This window comes from Pontibacter korlensis (assembly GCF_000973725.1).
Taxonomy (GTDB): domain Bacteria; phylum Bacteroidota; class Bacteroidia; order Cytophagales; family Hymenobacteraceae; genus Pontibacter; species Pontibacter korlensis.
Genome location: NZ_CP009621.1, coordinates 2,319,980 through 2,342,896 on the forward strand (window position 1 = coordinate 2,319,980; position 22,917 = coordinate 2,342,896).

General features: G+C 47.5%; 25 protein-coding genes. 11 read left to right on the top strand and 14 right to left on the bottom strand.

Annotated features, from left to right (window positions below):
* Nucleotides 1–65: 65 nt before the first annotated feature.
* Nucleotides 66–662 (top strand): ribonuclease HII, encoded by a 597-nt coding sequence (locus PKOR_RS10070; RefSeq protein ID WP_046310501.1) that lies wholly within the window; start codon nt 66–68, stop codon nt 660–662.
* Between the two features lie 86 nt (nt 663–748).
* Here the strand turns inward: PKOR_RS10070 and PKOR_RS10075 are convergent, their stop codons facing one another.
* The 3 genes from PKOR_RS10075 to PKOR_RS25025 form a co-directional block, all read right to left on the bottom strand.
* On the bottom strand, nt 749–1,186 hold the full coding sequence (locus PKOR_RS10075) for a response regulator (protein WP_046310502.1): 438 nt from the start codon (nt 1,184–1,186) through the stop codon (nt 749–751).
* 34 nt (nt 1,187–1,220) lie between these two features.
* Nucleotides 1,221–2,711 (bottom strand): sensor histidine kinase, encoded by a 1,491-nt coding sequence (locus tag PKOR_RS10080; RefSeq protein WP_046310504.1) that lies wholly within the window; start codon nt 2,709–2,711, stop codon nt 1,221–1,223.
* Nucleotides 2,712–2,776: 65 nt separating this feature from the next.
* On the bottom strand, nt 2,777–2,914 hold the full coding sequence (locus PKOR_RS25025) for a hypothetical protein (protein WP_158453754.1): 138 nt from the start codon (nt 2,912–2,914) through the stop codon (nt 2,777–2,779).
* Between the two features lie 137 nt (nt 2,915–3,051).
* Between PKOR_RS25025 and gcvT the strand changes: the two genes are divergently transcribed.
* Complete coding sequence (gcvT, locus tag PKOR_RS10085; RefSeq protein ID WP_046310506.1) at nt 3,052–4,140, top strand: glycine cleavage system aminomethyltransferase GcvT; 1,089 nt, start codon at nt 3,052–3,054, stop codon at nt 4,138–4,140.
* 77 nt (nt 4,141–4,217) lie between these two features.
* Entirely contained in the window at nt 4,218–4,943 is a 726-nt protein-coding gene (locus PKOR_RS10090) for a 2-phosphosulfolactate phosphatase (RefSeq protein ID WP_046310507.1), read from the top strand.
* A 199-nt stretch (nt 4,944–5,142) separates the two neighbouring features.
* On the opposite strand, the gene PKOR_RS10095 is transcribed toward PKOR_RS10090, so the two are convergent.
* The 5 genes from PKOR_RS10095 to PKOR_RS10115 all read right to left on the bottom strand — a co-directional run bounded on the left by PKOR_RS10095 (nt 5,143) and on the right by PKOR_RS10115 (nt 7,648).
* A complete protein-coding gene (locus tag PKOR_RS10095; protein WP_046310509.1) occupies nt 5,143–5,469 on the bottom strand; it encodes a nucleotide pyrophosphohydrolase in 327 nt (108 codons plus the stop codon).
* 11 nt (nt 5,470–5,480) lie between these two features.
* On the bottom strand, nt 5,481–6,152 hold the full coding sequence (locus tag PKOR_RS10100; protein ID WP_046310511.1) for a hypothetical protein: 672 nt from the start codon (nt 6,150–6,152) through the stop codon (nt 5,481–5,483).
* Between the two features lie 12 nt (nt 6,153–6,164).
* Nucleotides 6,165–6,308 carry a hypothetical protein gene (locus PKOR_RS25030; RefSeq protein ID WP_158453755.1) on the bottom strand — a complete coding sequence of 48 codons (144 nt, stop codon included), beginning with the start codon at nt 6,306–6,308 and terminating at the stop codon, nt 6,165–6,167.
* A 183-nt stretch (nt 6,309–6,491) separates the two neighbouring features.
* A complete protein-coding gene (gene dtd, locus PKOR_RS10110) occupies nt 6,492–6,944 on the bottom strand; it encodes a D-aminoacyl-tRNA deacylase (RefSeq protein WP_046310515.1) in 453 nt (150 codons plus the stop codon).
* An 80-nt stretch (nt 6,945–7,024) separates the two neighbouring features.
* Nucleotides 7,025–7,648, bottom strand: a complete 624-nt coding sequence (locus tag PKOR_RS10115; protein ID WP_235337451.1) for a hypothetical protein — start codon at nt 7,646–7,648, stop codon at nt 7,025–7,027.
* A 169-nt stretch (nt 7,649–7,817) separates the two neighbouring features.
* Between PKOR_RS10115 and PKOR_RS10120 the strand changes: the two genes are divergently transcribed.
* The gene (locus tag PKOR_RS10120) at nt 7,818–8,720 is read left to right on the top strand and encodes an ATP-grasp domain-containing protein (RefSeq protein ID WP_046310519.1); all 903 of its coding nucleotides are present in this window, start codon (nt 7,818–7,820) and stop codon (nt 8,718–8,720) included.
* On the opposite strand, the gene PKOR_RS10125 is transcribed toward PKOR_RS10120, so the two are convergent.
* Nucleotides 8,717–9,622, bottom strand: a complete 906-nt coding sequence (locus PKOR_RS10125; RefSeq protein ID WP_046310520.1) for a universal stress protein — start codon at nt 9,620–9,622, stop codon at nt 8,717–8,719. The two genes, PKOR_RS10120 and PKOR_RS10125, sit on opposite strands and share 4 nt — an antisense overlap.
* Nucleotides 9,623–9,765: 143 nt before the next feature.
* Between PKOR_RS10125 and PKOR_RS10130 the strand changes: the two genes are divergently transcribed.
* A complete protein-coding gene (locus PKOR_RS10130; RefSeq protein ID WP_148561662.1) occupies nt 9,766–12,486 on the top strand; it encodes a hypothetical protein in 2,721 nt (906 codons plus the stop codon).
* Between the two features lie 17 nt (nt 12,487–12,503).
* Here the strand turns inward: PKOR_RS10130 and corA are convergent, their stop codons facing one another.
* Both corA and PKOR_RS10140 read right to left on the bottom strand, forming a co-directional pair.
* Complete coding sequence (gene corA / locus PKOR_RS10135; RefSeq protein ID WP_046310523.1) at nt 12,504–13,634, bottom strand: magnesium/cobalt transporter CorA; 1,131 nt, start codon at nt 13,632–13,634, stop codon at nt 12,504–12,506.
* A gap of 47 nt (nt 13,635–13,681) precedes the next feature.
* Entirely contained in the window at nt 13,682–14,287 is a 606-nt protein-coding gene (locus PKOR_RS10140; RefSeq protein ID WP_046314347.1) for an IMPACT family protein, read from the bottom strand.
* 112 nt (nt 14,288–14,399) lie between these two features.
* Here PKOR_RS10140 and PKOR_RS10145 point away from each other — a divergent pair, with 112 nt between their 5' ends.
* The 4 genes from PKOR_RS10145 to PKOR_RS10160 all read left to right on the top strand — a co-directional run bounded on the left by PKOR_RS10145 (nt 14,400) and on the right by PKOR_RS10160 (nt 18,591).
* On the top strand, nt 14,400–14,813 hold the full coding sequence (locus PKOR_RS10145) for a sugar 3,4-ketoisomerase (RefSeq protein ID WP_046310524.1): 414 nt from the start codon (nt 14,400–14,402) through the stop codon (nt 14,811–14,813).
* A 109-nt stretch (nt 14,814–14,922) separates the two neighbouring features.
* Entirely contained in the window at nt 14,923–16,035 is a 1,113-nt protein-coding gene (locus PKOR_RS10150) for a DegT/DnrJ/EryC1/StrS family aminotransferase (RefSeq protein ID WP_046310526.1), read from the top strand.
* 440 nt (nt 16,036–16,475) lie between these two features.
* Entirely contained in the window at nt 16,476–17,420 is a 945-nt protein-coding gene (locus PKOR_RS10155; RefSeq protein ID WP_046310528.1) for a glycosyltransferase, read from the top strand.
* 190 nt (nt 17,421–17,610) lie between these two features.
* Entirely contained in the window at nt 17,611–18,591 is a 981-nt protein-coding gene (locus PKOR_RS10160) for an acyl-ACP desaturase (protein ID WP_046310530.1), read from the top strand.
* Between the two features lie 84 nt (nt 18,592–18,675).
* Here PKOR_RS10160 and PKOR_RS10165 read toward each other — a convergent pair whose 3' ends face one another.
* Nucleotides 18,676–18,957: a DUF427 domain-containing protein gene (locus tag PKOR_RS10165; RefSeq protein WP_046314348.1), complete on the bottom strand. Its 282-nt coding sequence runs from the start codon at nt 18,955–18,957 to the stop codon at nt 18,676–18,678.
* A gap of 152 nt (nt 18,958–19,109) precedes the next feature.
* Between PKOR_RS10165 and PKOR_RS10170 the strand changes: the two genes are divergently transcribed.
* Both PKOR_RS10170 and PKOR_RS10175 read left to right on the top strand, forming a co-directional pair.
* Complete coding sequence (locus PKOR_RS10170; RefSeq protein ID WP_046310531.1) at nt 19,110–20,207, top strand: vWA domain-containing protein; 1,098 nt, start codon at nt 19,110–19,112, stop codon at nt 20,205–20,207.
* A gap of 147 nt (nt 20,208–20,354) precedes the next feature.
* Nucleotides 20,355–21,878 carry a sigma 54-interacting transcriptional regulator gene (locus PKOR_RS10175; RefSeq protein WP_046310533.1) on the top strand — a complete coding sequence of 508 codons (1,524 nt, stop codon included), beginning with the start codon at nt 20,355–20,357 and terminating at the stop codon, nt 21,876–21,878.
* Nucleotides 21,879–21,935: 57 nt separating this feature from the next.
* Here PKOR_RS10175 and PKOR_RS10180 read toward each other — a convergent pair whose 3' ends face one another.
* Both PKOR_RS10180 and PKOR_RS10185 read right to left on the bottom strand, forming a co-directional pair.
* Nucleotides 21,936–22,229 carry a hypothetical protein gene (locus PKOR_RS10180; protein ID WP_046310535.1) on the bottom strand — a complete coding sequence of 98 codons (294 nt, stop codon included), beginning with the start codon at nt 22,227–22,229 and terminating at the stop codon, nt 21,936–21,938.
* A gap of 9 nt (nt 22,230–22,238) precedes the next feature.
* The gene (locus tag PKOR_RS10185; RefSeq protein WP_046310536.1) at nt 22,239–22,781 is read right to left on the bottom strand and encodes a hypothetical protein; all 543 of its coding nucleotides are present in this window, start codon (nt 22,779–22,781) and stop codon (nt 22,239–22,241) included.
* Between the last annotated feature and the right edge of the window lie 136 nt (nt 22,782–22,917).

Consider the following 22,917-nt stretch of genomic DNA (forward strand, 5'->3'; position numbering starts at 1 on the left):
TAAGGCCCGCAGTCGTTTGACTGGCGGGCTTTTCTTTTTATACTTGCGCTGATACATTATTACTTATGCTTTTACCAAACCACAGTGGCTTTACCCTGGAGGCGGGCGTAGACGAAGTAGGCAGGGGCTGCTTGGCTGGCCCTGTAGTGGCTGCCGCTGTTATACTTCCGCCAGATTACCAGCACCCGCTCTTTAACGATTCTAAAAAGCTGACCAAGAAGCTACGGGAACAGTTACGTGAGGAGATTAAGCGAGACGCTGTCGCCTGGGCTATAGGAGAGGCCTCGCCAGAAGAGATTGATAAGATCAACATCCTGAAAGCCTCTTTCCTGGCTATGCATCGGGCTTTAGATAAACTGCAGCAACGGCCGGAATACTTGCTGGTGGACGGAAATAGATTTAACCCTTACCAGAAGTTGCCTTATAATTGCATTGTGAAGGGAGATGGAAAATATCTCTCTATAGCGGCAGCTTCTATTCTGGCTAAAACCTATCGGGATGACCTCATGTGCAGCTTAGCAGCAAAGTACCCTCACTATGGCTGGGACAAAAATGCTGGCTACCCCACAAAAGTACATCGTGCAGGCATTGCCATCCATGGAGCCACAGCGCATCATCGTAGGTCTTTTGCCTTACTACCAAAGCAACTGGAGCTGCTCTAACTTACTTAATGATTTAAGCTACATCATAAAGGCCGTGCCCGTACTTAACAGAAGTACGGGCACGGCCTTTATGATGTATAACTAGCTTATTTAAGCTTGATAAGGTCTAGGAATAGGCTAAAGCTATCAAGAGAGGAGTCACTGCGTTCGAAGCTGTCGAAAGAAAGAGGCTTAACAATATAGCCGGACACGTTAAGGCGCTGTGCAGCCATACGGTCAGACTCCTCGTTAGAGGTTGTCATGATGAAAACAGGAATATGACTGAACTCTGGATCGCGACGTAACTCAGCCAGAAACTCAAGTCCGTTCATCTTTGGCATGTTAATGTCCAGAAGTATAACACTTGGGGCAGGAGAGATCTTTTCAGCATCAATACCGCGCAGCATGTTTAATGCTTCTCTGCCGTTGCGTGCCTCATGAATTGGGTGGGTGATACCAATCTTCTTCAGCTCCCGCTCTACATTCATTGTATCCAGGTAATCATCCTCCACCAGCAGGATATTAACTACTTCTTTCTCACTCATTATACTTCAGTGCTTCTGATCGAATTAAACAAAGCTATAAAAAAATCTCATTTTCACCTGATACTTTTGGCCAGGTGAATGTGAATGTAGAGCCTTTCCCAAGCTCAGAGTTAACCCAAATGGTGCCTCCCTGCAGCTCTACAATCTTCTTTACAATGCTGAGGCCTACACCAGTGCTTTCCATGGCGTCACGCTCCTGCAGGGTCTGGAAAATAACAAAGATGCGTGCATGGTAGTCAGGGTCAATACCAGGTCCGTCATCTGAAACTGAGAATACATGAAACTCATCCGTTTCGTGGTAGCGAACGGTTACTAAGCCCCTGTCCTTATCATGATACTTAATCGCATTGCTGATAAGGTTGCTGAACACTTGTTGCAGCTGTATACGGACAGTGTGTAATGTGGGTAGGTCTTCCTGAACATCTACAACAAAACCTTTAGGCGGTGCTATAAGATCTACTACTTCTACCAAAAGCTCATTTACATCCACATTTTCTTCAGCTTGGCTGGTACGGCCAATGCGTGCCAAGGCAAGTATACCGTTAATCAGGTTCTCCATACGGTGTACCCGTACGCGCATCATGATCAGGTACTCCTGCACGTTTGGCGGCAGCTGTGTGCCCATGTCCTCCTCTACCCATCGCGAGGCAACCTCAATACCGCGTAATGGCGCCTTAAGGTCATGTGACACCACGTAGGCAAACTGGTCAAGCTCTTTGTTTTTGAGGTCCAGCTCAGTAAAGGTTTCATCAATAGTTGCTGACATACGGTTTAGGGAGTACGAAAGTCTACTCAGTTCATCGTTGCTTGTGTCTACTATCTGTGTTTTATAATCACCTTGGGATATTTGCTCCGCCAGCGTTACCATCTTCATAATTCGGTTAGAGATGAGGCGGGTAATATAATACGCCCAGCTCAGGCCAAGTATAACGGAGAGAATAGTAAGGATAGTGGAGAGCTGTCGGGTGTTATTTATACTTCTACTCAAGCGCTCCGTGCGTTCCTGCCGCACTTTATACTCATAGGCATTGAACTCTCGGAAGGCAGCACGAACAGAGTCGATGATAGCCTTTTCACCTAAAAGTAGAGGCTCTATCTGCGCATCAAACTGCTTTTCGGATATCTGAGTATCCTGATTGCGCTTCATTTGAATCAGTGGTTCTGCGAAACCCTTCTCAAAGCGCGTCTGCAGGGCAGCAATCTCATCTATCTTCTTTACCTGCTCCGGCGAATTGGTAACAAAATCTCGCATCTCTTGCATCAAGGCAGGCATTTGGTCGCGGGCCAACCAATAGGGCTGCAGAAAGGTCTCGTTGCCGTTTAGCAGGTATCCACGAAGGCCAGTTTCCATGTCAATGATGTTACGCTGCAGGGCTGCAGAGTTACGAACCACAATCTGAGAGCGCGATACCCACTGCGTGTTCTCCACCACGGCTTCTGACAGGCGGAAGTTCACAATGGCTACGGCAGTAAAGAGCACCAGAATCAGTACAAATCCGGCAAACAGTTTAACAGAAAGTTTCATGTATAGGGGCTGAGGCTAAACAATAGCCGGGGCTGTTGCAGCTGCCACGGCTGGCGATACTACAACTAGTTCTTTTGTGCGTTTTTCAGGTGCGAAAGTATGGGCATGTTGTAGTTTCGCAGAGCCACAGCTGTGGTGCGAACGGGTGCAATAGGGGTGAGCATGTCGAGATTCCTTTGGCTGTTATTTTGGTTTTCGCTCATACGGCAGCAAAATATATTTGTTACAGCATATTTGCCACTTGCCCGAAGAATGGCATGTAGGTGGCAGGGGATTAAATTTAGGATGAGCCCGAAAATTACTTAATTTTGCTATAAATCTAAGAACAGCTACTACTGACATGGAACTTAAAAAAATCGCTCTGAACGATGTGCATGAAGCCCTTGGCGCTAAAATGGTGCCTTTTGCCGGTTATAACATGCCTGTGCGTTACTCATCAGATATAGAAGAACACAAAACGGTACGCGAGGCTGTCGGCATTTTCGACGTGTCGCATATGGGCGAGTTTATGCTGCGTGGCCCCAAGGCTTTGGACCTGATTCAGCGTGTTACCTCTAACGACGCCTCTAAGCTGTCAGATGGTAAAATACAGTACTCTTGCTTGCCAAATGAGGACGGTGGTATTGTAGATGACCTGCTGGTATACCGCCTCGGTGAAGAGGAGTACATGCTGGTGGTGAATGCTTCTAACATTGAAAAAGACTGGAACTGGATCAGCAAGTATAATACAGATGGTGTGGAGATGGAAAACATCTCTGATGAAATCTCTTTGTTTGCAGTACAAGGTCCTAAGGCTGCCGAGGCACTTCAGCCGCTGACTAAAGTTGACCTGGCTAACCTGGTATACTATACGTTTGAGAAAGGCGAGTTTACAGGTGCGCAGGATGTGATTGTATCGGCTACAGGTTACACAGGAGCAGGCGGTTTCGAAATCTATGTGAAGAACGAAGATGCCAAAAAGGTATTTGACGCTATCATGGAAGCAGGTAAAGAGTATGGTATCAAGCCAATAGGTTTGGGTGCCCGCGATACGCTGCGCCTGGAAATGGGCTTCTGCCTTTATGGGAATGATATTGATGATACTACCTCACCAATTGAAGCAGGGTTGGGCTGGATCACGAAGTTCGATAAAGATTTTGTTAATGCTGAGAACCTGAAGGCACAGAAAGAGCAGGGCGTGAGCCGCAAGCTGGTTGCTTTTGAGATGCTTGAAAAAGCTATCCCGCGCTCGCACTATGAGATTGTAAATGCAGAAGGTGAGAAAATTGGAGAGGTAACTTCTGGTACAATGTCACCATCACTGGGCAAGGGTATAGGTATGGGCTACGTTGCTAAAGACTATAGCAAAGCCGGTTCAGAGATTTTCATCCGTATCCGTAATAAAGATGTAAAGGCGCAGGTTGTAAAGCTGCCTTTCTATAAAAAATAGTTAACAATGAAAGAGCAAGGACAAAGGGCTTATGTAGTGCCTTTGTCCTTGCTCTTTCATCCAAAGTTTAAACATAGATGCCAAATATAGATGTATGTTTCAGTCCGGAGCTGCTGCACTTGTATGACCTGAAGGGGAAAGCAGTGGTGGCTGTGGATATTTTAAGAGCGACCTCTACAATGGTAACGGCTTTTGCTGAAGGAGCAGCTAATATTTTTCCGGTGATGGAGCTGGAAGAGTGTCGTGCTTTTGCCGGCCAAGGCTGCCTGACAGCAGCTGAGCGTAACGGAATAAAAGCGGAAGGCTTTGACTTGGGCAACTCACCTTTCGGCTACATGGGGGGCAATGTAAAAGGGCGCAACATCGCTATTACAACCACCAACGGTACCCGGGCTATCCGTATGTCTGAAGAGGCGAAAGAAATAGTGATAGGCGCTTTCCTAAACCTGCAAGCTGTAGCGGATCATCTGGCTGAACTAGGGCTGGATGTTTTGGTAGTGTGTGCTGGCTGGAAAGGGCAGTTTAACCTGGAAGATACACTCTTTGCAGGCGCTCTGGCAGAGCGCCTGCAGGATACATTCTCCTCTGAAAGTGATAGCACCTTAGCCGCCTCCTACTTATATCAGACAGCAAAAACAGATATAGTTAGCTTTTTGCGCCAGTCGTCGCATGTGCGCAGGCTCGAGCATCTGGAGATTCATAAAGACATTGAGTTTTGTCTTCGCCACGATGTGTATGATGTACTACCTGTTTGGCGCCATGACAGACTGTTGGATCTTAGGTTTAAAGAGGTAGAGAGCTGAGAAGTTAAAGAGTTAGAAAGTTTAGGAGTCATCAAACTCCTAAGTATAAAAGAGAGGGGCTGGCATTTAAGTATTGCCAGCCCCTCTCTTTTATACTTTTCATACCCTACTATTCATAGGGACAGAAGCAAGTAGTAGGTAAGTGGTGAGTTATGTCATCTACATCTTGGCTTTCTAACTCCCCAACTCTCTAACCTTCTTACTTCAGTTTCTCGTTTTGCTTGTGCCGCTGGCTGTCGCGGTTGGTTTTTTTCTTCAGGTTTTTCTGTAGCGCTTCTGTCAGGTTAACTCCTGTTTGGTTGGCCAGGCAGATCAGCACGAATAGCACATCGGCTAACTCATCTCCTAATTGCTTTCCTTCGTCGCTTTTCTTAAACGATTGTTCTCCGTACTGTCTGGAAATGATGCGAGCCACTTCACCCACCTCCTCGGTAAGTATGGCCATGTTGGTTAGCTCATTGAAGTAGCGCACTCCGTTTTCCTGAATCCACTTATCTACAATGGCTTGTGCTTCGGCTATAGTCATAAAGCTTTTTGTTATTTGCCAAATTTAACCACAAAATCTACATAAGGCACACCAATAGCTATCTCCTGAGCAATTTCCGGGTTATTTAGAAAGGCCAGGTCTACTGTAATTTTCTCACCCATAAACCTGATTCCGTAAGAGTATATACCATAATAACTCCCTGCTGGCACAAACCAGTTTTTAGTAACAAGCGCTGTTTTACGACTGATACGCTTCCTGCCGCTCAGGTTCACCACGGGTTCTGCCGACACATATCCATCAACTGCTCCAAAGCCAACGCCGAGCGTAGCGTTATTGTCGCGGTTACCATACGTTACAATGCCGTAGCCGATGCCCAACCCCGGAAAATCGTCAGCAGAGGTGGAGTTGATGTAAAGTATACCAGCGCCTGCATTCCACTTGTCGCTAATAGGAAAGCTATACTTAGGGGTAACAAAAAATACTGGGTCTCCTGTAAAGGTAGTAATCAGCTCGAAGCCAGCTCCAATTGTAAACCTGTCGGTAATACCATAGCTGAAAGAGTTTAAGACCAAATAAGTGTTTTGGTAATAAGCTTCGCCTTTGCGTAGGCTGAACGCAGAAGGGGAGAAGAGGTAACGGGTAGCGTTAGGGTTCCCGAACCAATATTCCCCATTTATAAAGCTACGCTCATCCAGAATTCTGTAACTTTTAGTGGCACTCAAGGGAATTGTAATCTAGCCTGTACTTTGAGTTAACAGACGGATATTTCCCTCGCTCTGCCCCAGGTACACACCTTGTATGGTGTTCCCGTCTTTTGTTTCTACCAGCCAACGTTGGGGAGCCTGCCCTTGCGTTTGGGTACTGTCGGTTTGAGCCATTGCAGATAGGCCAGCGCCCGCCCCTAAAACGATACACAAGGTGGCAAGTACAGCCACCGAAATGCTGCAGATTTGTTTAGCTATAAATATAGGTAAATGATTGTATAACAGGGCGTTCGTTTACCTAAATGTATGGATATTTACCTATGTTTAAATCAACAGTGGATAAAAATAAATCTGGTGTTATTCTTTGTTTTTGGTGTCCATAACAATGGTGACAGGCCCATCATTCAGCAGCGAAACTTTCATGTCGGCTCCAAATTCCCCTGTTTGTACAGGCTTGCCTAATGCGTCCTCCATTAGCTCCACAAAACGTTCATACAGAGGGACAGATACAGCTGGCGGAGCTGCGTTAATATAAGAAGGCCTATTGCCCTTTTTAGTGCTAGCGTAAAGGGTAAACTGGCTAATAACCAGCACATCACCATCTACATCTTTAACGCTGAGGTTCATTTTACCTTCGGCATCAGAGAAGATTCGTAAGCCTGCTACCTTTCCGGCAAGCCATTTAAGGTCTTCTTCAGTGTCGTCAGCAGCAAATCCGGCAAGCAGCAAAAGGCCCAGACCAACCTGGCCTTTAACGTTACCTTCAATTTCTACAGCTGCTTGGCTTACCCGCTGAATCACAATCCGCATGCTATGCTTTGTTTTGGTTCAGGGCAAAGGTAGTAATTTGAAGGGAGAGACAAGGAGAGTATAAGTGTTAGGTAGTGTAGCTAATCTACATATCCATCATACAGAATCCTGCTTACTTTGCCTTCCTGCAGGTAAAAGTGCAGCATAACAGGTGCACCTTCTCTAGTGGAAGCTACTATCTCGTTTGTTGTCTGGGTGATCTTCATGCCCTCACCCTGGCTTTTGAGGCTCTTGATCAGTTCTGCTTGTGTCATGCCAACGCGAAGGTTGTTGCGCAGTTTAATATCCGCACTGCGAATATCAGCCATCTGCAGCAGCAGGTCACCAGTTTGGGTTGGGGCGTAGAATTCCATAAAGGAGTTTCCAAAGCGGATGGTGTAGATGGTATCGGTTACGCTTGTCTTGTGGCGGTTTTCGATGGCATCAGCATCAACGGTGAAATCTGAGTCGATGCGGTCAAAGTAAGTCGTAAGATCGTTGCTTTGCTGGCGATTGGCTACAAACGGATTACCCAGTAAGTCGAGTGTGTTAACAGAGCGGTCTGGGCGTACTGCAGTAGTATCTGGTTCGGGAGCACTATGGCGCTTGGCAGGCATCTCCGCCTCTTCTTCTATGGGGTTGTCGGTGGTGCAGGCAGTGGCAATGGTGTGTATAAGCAACAACAGCACGAGTAGGCGAGCCTTAAGACTACACCTGTAGCACATGCTATTGGTTAGGCGGAGAAACATAGTGAACGACGTATATAAGTAAGGGTGGTGGGCTAAAACTATACTTACATACGAGAATCTACCGCTCAAAAGTTATAGCTTAAATGGCTATAACTTTTGCTTAGGCCCAGGATAAAGTATAATTTGGCGGCAAAGATGGTAAAAAATGAATACACAGCAAATAGCGCTGATCACTTATCAGGATGCTGGTAAATACAGCACTACATCAGAAGAAGAAAATAGCCGTTTATATGACTTTTTAACCCAAAAAGGGCTTCAGGTAACACTGGAAATTTGGGATGACCCAGCTGTTGATTGGGCTAAGTATGAGCTGGTAGTACTCAAGTCGCCTTGGGACTACTTCGATAAGATCGACACCTTTTATGCCTGGCTGGATAAGTTGGAGAAGTTACAGGTGCGTGTGCTGAACCCAATCAACATTGTGCGCTGGAACAGCGATAAGCGCTACCTGGTAGAGCTGCAGGAGCAGGGTGTAAAAGTGGTGCCGTCGGTATGGCTGGAGCAGGGTTCGCAGCTAAACGTGGCGGAGGTGTTTGCCCAGTTGCAGTCTGAGAAGGTTATTGTAAAGCCAGCTATCAGCGGTGGCGCTAAAAATACTTTTGCGCTTACGCAAGCAGAGGCGGAAGCTAAAGCAGAAAGTATAAATGAGCTGTTGCAGCAGGAGAACTTCCTGGCACAGCCTTTCATACCCGAAATCCAAACCAAAGGGGAGTGGTCTTTCCTGTTCTTCAACGGAGAGTATAGCCACACAGTGCTCAAAGCTGCCAAGGCCGGTGACTTCAGGGTACAGCACTTCTTTGGCGGAACAGTACATACCCCAGAGCCACCGGCTCAGTTATTGGAGGCGGCTCATAACCTGGTGGACAAGTATGCCCCTGGCTGCCTTTATGCACGAGTAGACGGCGTTGAGTTGAACGGCGAGCTGGTGCTAATGGAGCTGGAGTTGATAGAGCCTTTCTTGTTTATGGCTACCAGCGAGGGCGCTATAGAACGATACTATGAGGCGCTGTTAGCGCAAATGCATCAGCCTACCGAAAGTATAGCCTAAACCTTTTCCGGACTGTGGAAGATCAGCATCGGAACGTGAGCCTCCAGTACTAGCTTTTTGCTGAGGCTCGGTTTAAATATGCTGCTGAACAAGGTGCGCTGATGGTTATTTATAGCTATCAGCTCTAACTGCTCTCGCTCCACAAACTCCTGCAGGGTGTCGGCTACATCGTCACTGCTTGGTAGTATTACGAACTGAAGGTTATGGTTAGGAAGGGCAGTGTACAGTCGAGCCTGTAGCTGCTCCATTTTATGGCTGTCTTCCGTTTCAGAGCCTTCGGTTCCGATGTGGGCACAGAGCACTTCCGGGTTGAAAGGCTCAAACAATTGCAGCAGCGTTGCCAGAGCCTGCGCATCGGTTTTGTCAAAGTCGGTGGCATACAGGATGCGGCGCAGGCTGTGTTGAGTGTAGGGCTCTGGCACAGTTAGCAGAGGCACTCGGGCGTCCTCTACCATTTTGGTGGTAACGGTGCCGAAGAGGGAACGGGCTACATTATCCTCGCCTTTGGTGCCCATCAGCAGCAAGTCGGGCTTAAAGCGGTTAATTTCTTCAGGAATGATATCTTCCGGCATGCCATTAATAAAGGCATGTTTCAAAAGTATGTGCTCCCCTTTAGCTTTGGCTGTAACCTGCATTTCGTTGTACAGGCTCTCTAGTCTTTCGTGCTCTTCCATGTGGTTGCGGTGCATTACACGGTCGGTCACTTTTTCTGAGCCGGGGCTAAGCGGGCTGCGGCCAGTATCAGAGAACGGGTCGTCGAGCTCTGGCTGTAACAGGTAGTCGCTGAAGCAGTGCAGCAGGAGTATCTCTGTCTTTTGCATGGCAGCGGCTAAGTGCAATGCATAACGGCAGGCGTTGGTGGTGCTTTCTGTGAAGTCTACAGGTATAAGTATTCTGAACATATTATCTTGATTGAGCTTGGCTGTTGTATACGTGGCGATGCTGTATGGGATATATACCTTACTCTGTCTGATCTTCGGCTTATTGTACTGCAGGGATGCAGTTCAAAAAATTACACTATTTTTGTAGCCTGAAAACGCTTACCATGCCTAAACGCATCGTATTCTTCTTTATTGGCTTTGTTATACTTGCTTCTCTGGCGTTCTATGGTTTTAACCGTTGGAAAGGCTCCAGAGAGAAAGTAGACCTATGGACGATGGTGCCAGAAAATGCGGCCCTAGTAGTAGAGACAAACAACCACCAGGCGCTGATGGAGCACCTGCGCGAGACGGAGCTTTGGCAAAGCTTTTCGATGCTGCCGGTGATGCAGCAGCTCGAGGAGAATATGGCTTACCTCGATAGCGTTGCCCCCGGCAACCAGCGCCTCGACCGTTTTCTGGACGAAAAGAACATCCTTACATCGCTGCACGTGGAAGGCAAGTCGGAGGTGAGCTATGTGTTTTATGTACCTGTAAACTCTGTGGGCGAGCACCGCTTTCTGCGTACTCTCACTGAAAACATAAACAAGAGCACCATCTTTGAGGAGGACTCCAGAGACTACCAGGGGCACCTGCTAACTGACATAACCAACACGCGCAACGGTAGCCGTTTTACATACTTCACTTATCACAACAACATCATCCTGAGTGCCTCTCCTGTACTTATAGAGGAGATCGCGAGGCGTGCTAGCAGAGGAACCGAAGCGTCTGTTGTAGCCGAGTTCCGTAATGTAAATTACCTGGACCAGCCGGATGTATATGCCAATGTGTTTGTTAACTACAGGGTATTGCCAGACCTGTTTGGCTTGTTTCTGCAAGAGGATGTAATGCCACAGGTACGTTACCTGGCTACCCTGTGCCATAACGCTTTGTTGGAGCTAAAACTGGATAGGAACAAAATATTTCTGAATGGCTTTTCGAATGCTGAGAACCTGAAGAACTCTCTGCACAATACCATGCAGCCACGAAAGCCTCAGCTGTTAGGAGTTAGAAATTACATGCCTAACCGCACGGCCATGTTGCTGCACTTCGGCCTACAGGAGATAGCACGCTTGCGGCAGCCTCAAAAGGCTAACAAGTCCGCTTATGCTGCCACTGTTGATAGCCTTGCCCAAAGTTTTAGACAGGAAGCTGCTCTTGCCTACATGGAGTCGAACAGCATGAGCCAAAGCCCGGATAAGGTGGCATACGCTCATACAAGTAACCCTGCGTTAACACAGCACCTGCTAAACCGGCTGGGAAATCAGTTGGCAGAGGCCCGCAAGGAACAGCCGTTTATAGAAAAGTATGCTGGGTATAGCATTCAGCTTCTGAACACTCCGGAGTTGCCTGAACAGCTCCTGGGGCGTGTATTCCAGGGTTTTGAACAGAGTTATGTGGTGCAGGTAGATAATTACCTGCTCATATCAGAGGAAATGGCAACGCTCCGTCACCTGCTCGATGACATATTGGAGGGAAACGTGTGGAGCAAATCAGTAGGTCAGAAAGCTTTCCTGGAAGAGACGCTGCAGGAAGCAAACTTCAGCCTGTACCTGAATACCGTAAATGCCTGGTACATCCTGAATCGTTACACTACTGATGAGGAGCGGGAAAACCTTTTGCAGAACGCTACCATCATTAAGCGCTTCTCACAGGTAGGGCTGCAGTTCTCTATGGTTGAAGGAAGGTACTATACCAGCCTGGTTATTCGAAGACCGGAGCAAAGCAACACAACCGGGCAGGATGTTTTCGAGGAGGAGGAAACTATCACCTTTGATAACAGGCTTGATTCAAGACCTTTCCCAATCCAGAACGCCGTAGACCGAAGCCGAGAACTGGTAGTGCAGGATTCTGCCAATGTGCTGCTAAATGTAACTGCACTAGGCAAACGTGGTTGGACCGATAGCCTTGGCACCACCTTGCGCAGCGAAATAAAGCAGATAGAGTACGGGCCAGACAAGAAGCTACGCTACCTGTTTATAACCTCAAACCGCATCCACGCTATCAACAACCAGGGGCAAGCGCTGGAGAACTTTCCGTTTAACCTGTCCGATACACTGAGCCTGCAACACTTGGCTGTGTTCGACTATGAAAAAGAAGGCGACTATAGGCTGCTGGTAGATGATAACCTTGGCAACCTGTACATGTACAACATGCGTGGAAGTGGCGTACAGGGCTGGCAACCCCGCCGCATGGATTATCGTTTGGCAGCCGAACCACAGCACCTGCGCGTGGGTGGCCGTGATGTGATTCTGGTGCCGCTGGAAAATGGCTACATCTATGCCCTCAACCGCAATGGCGATACATACCCTGGCTTTCCTATAAACCTGAAGGCACCGTTAACCTCCGGTACCATGGCTAAAATTGGTGCCGACCTAAGGCGCACAGAAGTAACAGCTGTAACACGATATGGTAATGTGGTAACGTTTAACCTGCAGGGCAAGGTGCTAAACCGTGAGCAGCTGATGCGTCCTAGCAAGCGTGCCTTGTTCCAGATGGTGCCAGAAAGCAGCAGTGCCCGTTCTTATATTATTGTGCGGCAGGAGCAAGGCAAGGTAGCCATACTAGATCAGGATCTTAATGAGCTGTTCGAGAAGCGCTATGTTACGTCAGCCCCTAAAATAGTGCAGTACTTCCACTTTGGCGGCGATAACAGGGTATACGCCATCACGGAAACAGGGCCACGAAAAACATACCTGTACGATTCAAAAGGCAAGCTTATTGGTGGCCGCTCTATCGAGAACAGCCAACCCGTTACCATCTACTATAACGAGACTGCCAACGACTACACCTTATACTACGTGATCAGAAACCAACTAAAGAAGATCGGCTTTAGTATTGGTGAATAAGCGCTAACCTGTGCTCGTTAAAAACTCCTGAACCAGCCCTTTTTGTAGAAGAAGTATAGCTGCAGCATTATGAGCATAAACATCAAACCTAAAAGTATAGGGTAGGAGTATGGCTGGTAAAGCTCTGGCATGCTGTGTGGGAAAACCTTTCCTGTTTCTGGATCCTCGTGCGAAAAGTTCATCCCATACAAACCTACAATAAAGCTTAGCGGAATAAAGATGCTGGAGATGATGGTAAGCACTTTCATGATTTCGTTCATGCGGTTGCTTACTGTAGACATGTACAGGTCTACCAAACTGGAAGCCATCTCGCGGTGATTGTCCACCAGGTCTATCAACTGCACAGCATGGTCGTAAGCATCGCGGAAGTATACTTTCAGGTTCTCGGGAATGGTGTCCTCGTCCATGCGCAGGATCTCGTTCATCAGGTCGCGCTCAGGCCATGTGATGCGGCGCAGCTTTATCAGTTCGTTTTTTAAGTCCAGAATCTGGCTTAGCGTGGCCTTGTTAGGCTGCCGAAGCACTTCCTGCTCTAACTCCTCAATATAAATACCGATATCAGCAATTACCGGAAAGTAATAATCCAGCACCACATCCAGTATAGCATAGGCAATGTACACTGCCGGCCGCTGCCGGATAATGCCTTTGCCGATCCTGATTCGCTCGCGCAGCGGATCAAGGCAATCGCCATAGTCGCTCTGCAGGCTAAGCACGTAGTTAGGTCCCGTGAAAAGCGAAAGTTGTATATCGTCCAGGGTTCTGAATTCGGGAGACCAGCGCAGCATACGCGTGATCATGAACAGGCGGTTCTCACCAAACTCCTCCACCTTTGGCCTTTGGTAATCGTTGATCACGTCTTCCATCTGCAGCGGGTGCAGCTTAAAGTCTATGATCAGTTGCTCCAGCATGGCCTGATCAGCATAGCCTCTGATGTCGATCCAATGTCGTGCATCCGGTCTGGAGTTTACCCGTTGTAACAGTTCCTGGTAAGTCTTTAGCTCCATCTCCTCAAACATCCCCTCGTTAAACGACATCAGGAAAAAGCGTGGAGCATACGCCTCGGCAGGTATGAGTAGCGAGCCTGGTTTTATGCCAGCCTTGCGTTCTAAAATCTTGTTGCGGGCGCGGTTATGTTTGCGTTTGGCCATTTAGGGGAGTTAAGAGTTAGTGCGTTTAGGAGTTAGAATTTAGAAGTTTATTCCCCTACAACGGAAACCTCAACGCCTTCCATCTCTTCCAGTTTGATAGTAATCTCTTCCTGCAGCTTACGGCGCACCTCAATGGTAAGGCGGCAGTCCAGTTCAAATTGCTGGTCGCGCACCTGCAGGTCATACTCTTTCACAAGGCTCATCACATCGTTCATCTGTGGGTAAGCATAGTGTGCCTGCAGCAGTACAGTTTCGTGCTTTTCTATAACGGTGGCCTGTTCCAGTGCATCAGCTGTGGACACTTTGTAAGCGTTAATAAGACCGCTTACACCCAACTTAGTGCCTCCAAAGTAGCGTACTACCACTACCAGCACATTGCTGAGGCCGGCAGAGCGGATCTGCCCAAGTATAGGATCACCTGCAGAATGGTTAGGTTCGCCGTCGTCGTTTGTGCGGTAGCGGGCTTGGTCAGCACCCAGAATGTAAGCATAGCAGTGATGGCGGGCATCGTAGTACTTCTTCTTCAGCTCGGCGATAATATCCTTCACCTCCTCTTCAGAATATACCGGATAGGCCAGGGCAATAAACTTGCTTCCCTTCTCCTTGTACAACCCCTCTGCGGGCGCTTCTATGGTTCTGTAGGTATCTTCCATGGTTGCTTTTGCTGCTAGCATTCCTGCAATTTAACCAAAGCCCGGCAAGGGTAAAAATTATAGCGATATCTACGAATTACGTACATTTGCAACATCACCAAAAAATATACTTTTGCCAGCTACGCCATACTTGCTTTCATTCCACCGTGTCGGGAGTCCTGAAGTAGGCTTTATAACCAGTACGCAACTGGCCGAGAATATCCCGTTTGAAATAAAGAGGGTGTTCTGGACGCAAGACACACCATTAGGCGTAGAGCGTGGACACCATGCCAATATGGCTACCGAAGAGGTGCTGATTGCTCTGAGCGGAAGTATAAAAGTGCTGACCGACACAGGCCGGGAAAAGCAGGGGTTTGAACTGACGCACCCACAGGAGGGCCTGTACATACCAGCAATGTGCTGGACTGAGCTATACTTTTCTGAAGGAGCCACAGCCCTTTGCCTTACCTCTACAGATTTCAGCGAGGCTGATTATATTCGTGATTACAACAGGTTTAGAAAGCTGGCGTCGCACATTGAGTCATGAAAAAAATAAAAAGCATATTATAGTGGTAGGTTATAGGTTGAAGGTCGCATAATATTCCTTACTTAACCTTCTAACTTTTTAACTTCCCAACTTACGAACTCCACCGACTATGCAAGAACCTCTTCCGTACTTCCAGTTCAGAGATTTTCCGGCAGGCCTGGAGACACAGGTGCAGCAGGCGCTGACACAAGCCGTTGCCGGCAAGCAGTATGTGCTGGGGCCGCAGGTACGGAGCTTTGAGCAGGAGTATGCAGCTTACCTGGGAGTTGGTGCAGCTGTGGGAGTAGGCAATGGATATGATGCACTGGTGATCGCTTTAAAAGCTTTGGGCGTAGGAGCAGGGGATGAAGTAGTGTTGCCGGTGCACACATTTATTGCCACTGTAAATGCGGTGCTGCAAGTTGGGGCAAAGCCTGTGCTGGCCGAGCCTGATAAGTACACTTACAATCTTACAGCCGAAACTGCCTCCAGACACATCACTTCCAAAACCAAAGTTGTACTTCCGGTGCATCTCTACGGACAAGTTTGCCAGATGGACGAGCTGTTGCAGTTGGCGCTGAAGCAGGGTATAAAAGTGTTGGAAGATGCCGCTCAGGCACACGGAGCAAAATATAAAGGCACCTTAGTCGGAGCCTTTGGCGATGCTGCAGCCTTCAGCTTTTACCCTACCAAAAACTTAGGAGCCTTGGGCGATGCCGGAGCAGTCGTAACGTCTGATGTTGCTGTGACTGCCTTTGCCAAGAAGTACAGAAATTACGGCGAGGCACAGAAGCATATGTCTGAACGGGTCGGATTAAACTCAAGGCTGGATGAGCTGCAGGCGGCAGTGCTACGGGTAAAGCTGCAACATCTTAATGCTTTGAACGCAGAGCGTCAGCGGCTGGCACAGGTATACTTGCAGGAGCTACAAAACACCGGCGACCTTATACTTCCGGTAACGGCTCCAGGCTGCGATCATGTCTACCACATCTTTAACATCCGCACAAAGTATAGAAACAGACTGCAAAGCTACTTGCTAGAGCAGGGGATACGTACGGCAATACATTACCCTGTGCCGGTACATCTGCAGCCTGCTTATACTTTTCTAGGATATAAAGCCGGATACTTTCCAGTGGCCGAAGAACTTGCCAGTACCAGCCTCAGTTTACCGCTCTTCCCAGGTTTATCCGAAGCCGAGCAGATGCGGGTAGTTGAGGCCGTAAAAGCGTTCTTCGGGAGGTAGATTTATGCTTCTTGTCCAGCTCTAAGGAAGCAGGAGGAACGTTCTACTGTATAAAATATGAGTGTTGTAGTTAGAGCTATTCAGGTGAACCCACCCTAACCCCTCTGAGGAGGGGAATTATCTTCTATCAGCTTTGGCTATCTAACCTGATCTCAGTCCTTGGATTGAGCGCCTTGTGAGATCCGGTGCCCGAAGGGCAGCGCCCTGGCGCAGGAGGGAACACAGCGCGATACCCTTAACGAGCGCCTCGCGGCCTTGAGCGCACCAAAGCCAAATATGAAACGAGCAAGTCATAGAGCCGAGGATGAACAGTAGCTAATAAGTATAGCTTGTTTTAAAAAGTAAAGACAGTAGCTATAAAGTATAGGACAAAGTATAAGCTAAACTTCCAACAGCTGCCTCGCGAGCACAAAGCAATATAATATTCCTTATCTTCGCCCATGCCCCAACCACCGCTTGTCTCCATCATCTGCCTGTGTTATAACCATGAGCGTTTTCTGCGTGAGGCCTTGGACTCGGTGTTGGCGCAGACGTACCCCAACCTGGAGATTATTGTAGTGGATGACTGCAGCACTGATGGCAGTGTTGGTATTATCCAAGAGTATGTGCAGCGGCACCCACAGCTCCGCTTTATCAGCACCGGGCGTAATATGGGTAACACGAAAGCCTTCAACATGGGTTGGCGGGCCAGTAAAGGTCAGTTTATTATTGATTTCGCTACCGATGATGTGCTGTTGCCAGAGCGGGTGTCACAACAGGTAAAACTCTTTCAAGATTTACCACCTGACTACGGTGTAGTATACTCCGACGCAGAATATATATCTGACAATTCGGTGCCACTACACCTGCACAGCCAAAAGTACAAAGCTGCACCGGATGGCGATGTTTTTGCTGAGGTTCTCGGGCGTTACTTTATATGCCCACCTACCATGCTTATTCGCCGGGAAGTATATGAGGAATTGCACGGTTACGACGAAGCTCTGGCCTATGAGGACTTTGACTTTTGGGTACGTTCTGCCCGCAAGTATAAATACGCTTACCTGCCACAGGTAACTACACAGAGGCGGCTGCATAACTCCTCTCTTTCAAGTGGCTGGTACCGGCAAGGCAATAAACTTCTGGCATCTACTGTTATAGTATGCAGTAGGGCCGCAGAAATGATACAGACCGAGCAGGAGCGCGAGGCGCTGGTCAGGCGGCTAAAGTATGAGGCACGACATGCTTACCTTACTGGCAACTTTAATGAAGCAGAGCAGTTGCTGCAACTCCTTGAACAAGTAGCAGGGATGCCTTTTTTGTATGGTTTCGTGCGGCAGCTAAACAGGCATAAAATCGATCTCGGTTTCCTGCGACGCCTCTATCTGAGACTCCGTAACAGGCAATAATAGTACAGTTTTTGTCTACCTTCTCCCTTATTATCCGTAAGCAGAAATTAAAGCTGGCATTTTGGGATTAAACATATAACAAACACATAAGCAACCGAAAACGGGTGTTTTTGTGGGTAATTTGTTACTCAATAGGGCCACTATCAATATTTTAATACCTATATTTGGCACTCAATTAAACAACAACAACATGATTACAGCAGCACTCGCCTCCCGTGCAGAAGTTATAAAATGGATGGAAGACTTTGTGGGAGAAAAACTCTCTGAGTTTCTTAAATCGGTTGAAGATAGCTGGCAGCCTGCCGACTTGTTACCTGACGCTACACTGGAGACATTCTTTGATGAAGTAAAGGAACTGCGCGAGCGTGCCCGTGACCTGAGCTATGATCTGTTGGCTGTATTGGTTGGCGATACTATAACAGAAGAGGCACTTCCTACCTACGAAAGCTGGCTCATGACCATAGATGGTTTGCCACAAGATCCGCAGGGGCCTTGGATGAAGTGGAACCGCAGCTGGACGGCTGAGGAAAACCGCCATGGCGACGTACTAAACCGTTACCTTTACCTGAGTGGGCGTATCAACATGCGTGAAATGGAGGCTTCTACGCAATACCTGATATCCGATGGTTTTGACCTGCAGACAGACAACGATCCATACCGTTCGTTTGTGTATACTTCTTTCCAGGAGACAGCTACTAATATTTCGCACCGCCGTGTGGCTCAAATTGCCAAGAAGCAGGGCGATAACATGCTTGCCAAGCTTTGCGGCCACGTGGCAGCCGATGAGGCGCGCCATGCTAAGGCTTATAAAGCTTTTGTAAGCAAAATTTTTGAGGCTGACCCGAACGAGATGATGCTTGCTTTTGAAGACATGATGCGCAAGAAGATCGTGATGCCGGCCCACTACATGCGTGAGTTAGGTGTAGAGCTTGGTAAAACATTCGGCCACTTTACCGATGCCGCACAGCGTATTGGGGTATATACTTCTGCAGACTATACCGATATTCTGGAAGGTCTGATTAGTGAGTGGAAGATCGAAACCTTAACAGGTCTTAACGAAACTGGCGAGCGTGCCCGCGATTACGTAATGGCCCTGCCAGCCCGACTTAAGCGTGTAGCAGAGCGTATGAAGTCTCCACAGCTGGAGTACAAGTTCCGTTGGATTGACTAAGCAGCATAAGCTAAAAGATAAAGAAAGAGGTGAGCCAGTTCAGTGGCTCACCTCTTTTGTTTTGTAACCCTACCACAAGCAGAGTTACTCCTGAACTTCTACGTCTTTCCAGAAAGCTATGTAATTTCTTATCTCTTTAGCTGCGTCTTTTGGGTTGGGGTAATACCAGGCAGCGTCCTGCTGTACCTCTCCATTTACTTTTACATGGTAATAGGAGGCTTCGCCCTTCCAGGGACAAGTAGTGTGGGTACGGCTTTCCTCCAGATACTTTTTATCAACTGTGTTCGGAGGAAAATAATGGTTGCCTTCTACTACAACGGTATCATTGCTATCTGCAATTACTACATCATTAAATATCGCTTTCATAGTTTTACTCGTTTTATAAGTGCTGTACATTATTTTACTAAAGCATGATAGCAAGGTTCTGCAGCATATTTGCTCTTATGCTGCCCACCATGCGCAGGAAGTAACAGAACAATGTACTGGCTATACTTGTTACACATGGTAAACCCTAGTTTATGATTGGATACAGATTCACTGATTATATACCTCCCCAGGATGATAAGCCAGGTTTTGAGTCGCTGCTGAAGATCTTTATGCAGCTGATAACCATTACCTCAGGCGACGTGGGAGAGGCTCTGAATTGGCTTAGTTCGCTGGACAAGCAGTATAACCTGACTGGCGACGAATATGGTATAGGCGACTTTATTGAAGACCTGAAGAAGAAGGGCTACCTGGATGAAAACCCACAGGAGCGAGGAGCCTTTCAGCTTACAGCTAAGAGCGAGCAAAGTATACGCCGCAGTGCTTTGGAGGAGATTTTCGGAAAACTCAAGAAAGGCGGCAAGGGAAGCCATGCTACACCGCACACTGGCATCGGCGACGAGACTAGCACTGACCGCCGCGAGTACCGCTTCGGCGATACGCTGGAGCAGATCTCTATGACGGAGTCGCTACGAAATGCCCAGATAAACCACGGCATTGGTGACCTGCAGCTGACAGAGCAGGACCTGGAGGTAACCGAGACAGAGCATAAAACACAGGCCTCCACGGTACTGATGATAGACATCTCGCACTCTATGATTCTGTATGGGGAAGACCGTATCACTCCGGCCAAAAAAGTAGCCATGGCACTGGCTGAGCTTATTAAGCAGAAGTACCCAAAGGATACGCTGGATGTGATCGTGTTTGGCAACGATGCCTGGCAGATCGAAATAAAGGACTTGCCATACCTGGAAGTAGGACCATATCATACCAATACCGTAGCTGGACTGGAGCTGGCCATGGACATTCTGCGCAAGCGCAAAACACAGAACAAGCAGATTTTTATGATCACCGATGGTAAGCCAACCTGTTTAAAAGAAGGTTTACGCTACTATAAAAACAGCTTTGGGCTGGACCGTAAGGTGGTAAATAAAACGCTGAACCTGGCTGCCCAGTGCCGTCGCCTGAAGATCCCAATTACCACATTTATGATCGCTTCAGACCCATACCTGCAGCAATTCGTAGACGAGTTTACGAAAGTAAATAACGGGCAAGCCTACTACAGCAGCCTAAAAGGATTAGGGCACCTGGTGTTCCGCGACTACGGCCGCAATCGCAAAAAGAGTTTTTAGAGTTAGAAAGCTTAGGAGTTATAGAGTTAAGCATTCACATAACTCAGGAAGTTCCCCTCCTCGGAGGGTTAGGGATGGGTTTACACGAAAAGGTCAACAATTTAACCACCCAACAATTCAGCAATTTAATTACTGATAACTGTACACATGAACTACAGAGACATACCAGCCGAGAAGCTACAACAGATAAAAACACTGGGCCAGCTGAAAGCTGCCGGTTACGAGCCAGAAACCGTGAAGCAGGAGCTGCGCCGCAACCTGATCAAAAAGCTACAGAACAAAGAAGAGATATTTCCGGGCATTTGGGGTTATGAAGAAACCGTAATTCCGGATATGCAGCGTGCTATACTTTCGATGCACCACATTAATTTGCTGGGGCTTAGGGGGCAGGCTAAAACACGTATTGCCCGCCAAATGATAGACCTGCTGGATGAGTACATACCTGTGGTGCAAGGTTCCGAGCTGAACGACGATCCGCTTCATCCACTTTCGCGCTACGCCAAGGATGTAGTACACGAGCATGGCGATGATACGCCAATCACGTGGTTGCACCGCTCTGAACGCTATACCGAGAAACTGGCTACACCTGATGTGTCGGTAGCAGACCTTATTGGTGATGCTGATCCGATAAAAGCAGCTACGCTAAAGCTGCCGTACTCTGATGAGCGCGTGATTCACTTTGGCCTGATACCTCGCTCCCACCGTGGCATATTTGTAATAAACGAGCTGCCCGATTTGCAGGCGCGCATACAGGTGGCGCTGTTTAATATTCTGCAGGAAGGTGACATTCAGATACGCGGTTTCAAAGTACGTATGCCGCTGGATATCCAGTTTGTATTTACTGCCAACCCTGAAGACTACACCAACCGTGGCTCTATTGTAACGCCGCTGAAGGACCGTATCGACTCCCAAATCATCACGCACTACCCTAAAACCATTGAAACAGGTAAGAAGATTACCAAGCAGGAGGCGAAGGTGAAAGAGGGACAGCACCAGCTTGTGCAAACCAACGACATTATTGGTGACCTGATAGAGCAAGTAGCATTTGAGGCGCGCGAGAGCGAGTATGTAGATGCCAAGAGCGGTGTCTCGGCTAGATTAACTATCTCTGCTTTTGAGAACCTGCTGAGCGCTGCTGAGCGCCGTGCCTTGATGAACGGAGAGCGCAAAACATACGTGCGTGTATCAGACTTCCTGAATACAATTCCGTCTGTAACGGGTAAAGTGGAGCTGGTGTATGAAGGCGAGCAGGAGGGGGCCGGCCATGTGGCGCAGGTGCTGATGGGTAAAGCTATCCGTACACAGTTCCTGAAGTACTTTCCTGACCCGGATAAAGCCAAGAAAGCCAAAGAGGGGAACCCTTATAAGAAAATAACCGACTGGTTTGGCGACGGTAATACCATAGATATACTAAATGACGCATCTGCGGACGAGTATAAAGCTGCCCTGCAAAGTATACCTGGTCTAACAGAATTGGTAGAAAAGCAGCTGCCGAAGGTGAAGGGCGATGAGAAGCTGTTTATGATGGAATTTGCTTTACATGGCCTGGCAGAGCATAGCCAATTAAGTAAAAATCGTCTTAGCACTGGCTTGCAGTTCAAAGACCTGCTCAGTGGTATGTTTACCATGCCAAGCTTCGGAGATGAGGAAGAGGACGATGACCAGTTTTAAGTATAACTAAGCTGATAAAGTAAAAAGGCAGGAGAGGAATTCTCCTGCCTTTTTACTTTATTCCTCTTCCAGTAGGGCGCTGGCTATACTTTGCCATTCTTCTTCCAGCGTTTGCTGCGGCCGTTTTTTGCCTGCCCTGCGGTACCAGTAGTCGGCATTCCAGTTGTCCCCTTCTTTGCGGTGCAGGTAGGCATGTATCCAGGCGGCATTCTGGTCGGGCAAGTCTTGTATGAGCACATGTGCCTTGTCCCAGTCACCCTTCGCGTCATGCCACAATGCCTGCAGGTATAAAGAGGCTTCTGAAGGAGGAGCGCTAGAGCTTATACTTTGTTGAAAGGAGGTAAAGTTCATGGGTAAGATTTATCTTATATCTAGTTTTAACTGAATAGGCTTCGACTCATCTTCATGAGTGAAAAGGAGTGAAACCTGCTCGTTTCCTATCAGAAGCCCTGTGCATCTCTCGTTTGCTTCAAACTCTTCGACAGATATCAGGTGCTTCATCCAAATTTGCTTAAAATCATCACCTAAAAGAGCAACCATATTTTTGAGCTCACTACTGTTCCCGTCTATCCTAAGCTTTTTACCTGTTTTTGAATTATAAAAGTTAGTAAGGTTCAAGTTTAAAGAGTCGTCTACAATCTGTTCATTGCTATGTTCTGTTCCAGATAAAGGTAGAATCAGTGTTGTCGCATGCAGTTCTGCCTTATCTGCAGGTAGATAAGAAATTATATTTTCAGTAAAATGATTTATGAGAATGAGAAAATTCTCATGGCTAACTGTGATGACAGAATAGTGTATCTTAGGTTCATCTCTAGTTAAATGTAAATCGAGTAAACCTGAAGCATTACCAAAGGAAATTGTAGCGTGTATGCCTTTACTTAGGAACGAACATCCAAGTGACATTTTGTTACCCTGAATAAATAACCATAAATCTTTATTGATATTTATCCTTTTAATTTATCTCTCCATATTAGTTTTATATCTACACCACCACCATTCCCCGTTTTTCTTTTACCAAACTTTACAAAATTGTGGCTTA

Bases quoted from the DNA above. Each gene is read 5' to 3' on its own strand.
- PKOR_RS10070 (WP_046310501.1), top strand. From the start codon at position 66: ATGCTTTTACCAAACCACAGTGGCTTTACCCTGGAGGCGGGCGTAGAC.
- PKOR_RS10075 (WP_046310502.1), bottom strand. From the start codon at position 1,186: ATGAGTGAGAAAGAAGTAGTTAATATCCTGCTGGTGGAGGATGATTAC.
- PKOR_RS10080 (WP_046310504.1), bottom strand. From the start codon at position 2,711: ATGAAACTTTCTGTTAAACTGTTTGCCGGATTTGTACTGATTCTGGTG.
- PKOR_RS25025 (WP_158453754.1), bottom strand. From the start codon at position 2,914: ATGAGCGAAAACCAAAATAACAGCCAAAGGAATCTCGACATGCTCACC.
- gcvT (WP_046310506.1), top strand. From the start codon at position 3,052: ATGGAACTTAAAAAAATCGCTCTGAACGATGTGCATGAAGCCCTTGGC.
- PKOR_RS10090 (WP_046310507.1), top strand. From the start codon at position 4,218: ATGCCAAATATAGATGTATGTTTCAGTCCGGAGCTGCTGCACTTGTAT.
- PKOR_RS10095 (WP_046310509.1), bottom strand. From the start codon at position 5,469: ATGACTATAGCCGAAGCACAAGCCATTGTAGATAAGTGGATTCAGGAA.
- PKOR_RS25030 (WP_158453755.1), bottom strand. From the start codon at position 6,308: ATGGCTCAAACCGACAGTACCCAAACGCAAGGGCAGGCTCCCCAACGT.
- dtd (WP_046310515.1), bottom strand. From the start codon at position 6,944: ATGCGGATTGTGATTCAGCGGGTAAGCCAAGCAGCTGTAGAAATTGAA.
- PKOR_RS10115 (WP_235337451.1), bottom strand. From the start codon at position 7,648: ATGTGCTACAGGTGTAGTCTTAAGGCTCGCCTACTCGTGCTGTTGTTG.
- PKOR_RS10120 (WP_046310519.1), top strand. From the start codon at position 7,818: ATGAATACACAGCAAATAGCGCTGATCACTTATCAGGATGCTGGTAAA.
- PKOR_RS10125 (WP_046310520.1), bottom strand. From the start codon at position 9,622: ATGTTCAGAATACTTATACCTGTAGACTTCACAGAAAGCACCACCAAC.
- PKOR_RS10130 (WP_148561662.1), top strand. From the start codon at position 9,766: ATGCCTAAACGCATCGTATTCTTCTTTATTGGCTTTGTTATACTTGCT.
- corA (WP_046310523.1), bottom strand. From the start codon at position 13,634: ATGGCCAAACGCAAACATAACCGCGCCCGCAACAAGATTTTAGAACGC.
- PKOR_RS10140 (WP_046314347.1), bottom strand. From the start codon at position 14,287: ATGGAAGATACCTACAGAACCATAGAAGCGCCCGCAGAGGGGTTGTAC.
- PKOR_RS10150 (WP_046310526.1), top strand. From the start codon at position 14,923: ATGCAAGAACCTCTTCCGTACTTCCAGTTCAGAGATTTTCCGGCAGGC.
- PKOR_RS10155 (WP_046310528.1), top strand. From the start codon at position 16,476: ATGCCCCAACCACCGCTTGTCTCCATCATCTGCCTGTGTTATAACCAT.
- PKOR_RS10160 (WP_046310530.1), top strand. From the start codon at position 17,611: ATGATTACAGCAGCACTCGCCTCCCGTGCAGAAGTTATAAAATGGATG.
- PKOR_RS10165 (WP_046314348.1), bottom strand. From the start codon at position 18,957: ATGAAAGCGATATTTAATGATGTAGTAATTGCAGATAGCAATGATACC.
- PKOR_RS10170 (WP_046310531.1), top strand. From the start codon at position 19,110: ATGATTGGATACAGATTCACTGATTATATACCTCCCCAGGATGATAAG.
- PKOR_RS10175 (WP_046310533.1), top strand. From the start codon at position 20,355: ATGAACTACAGAGACATACCAGCCGAGAAGCTACAACAGATAAAAACA.
- PKOR_RS10180 (WP_046310535.1), bottom strand. From the start codon at position 22,229: ATGAACTTTACCTCCTTTCAACAAAGTATAAGCTCTAGCGCTCCTCCT.
- PKOR_RS10185 (WP_046310536.1), bottom strand. From the start codon at position 22,781: ATGTCACTTGGATGTTCGTTCCTAAGTAAAGGCATACACGCTACAATT.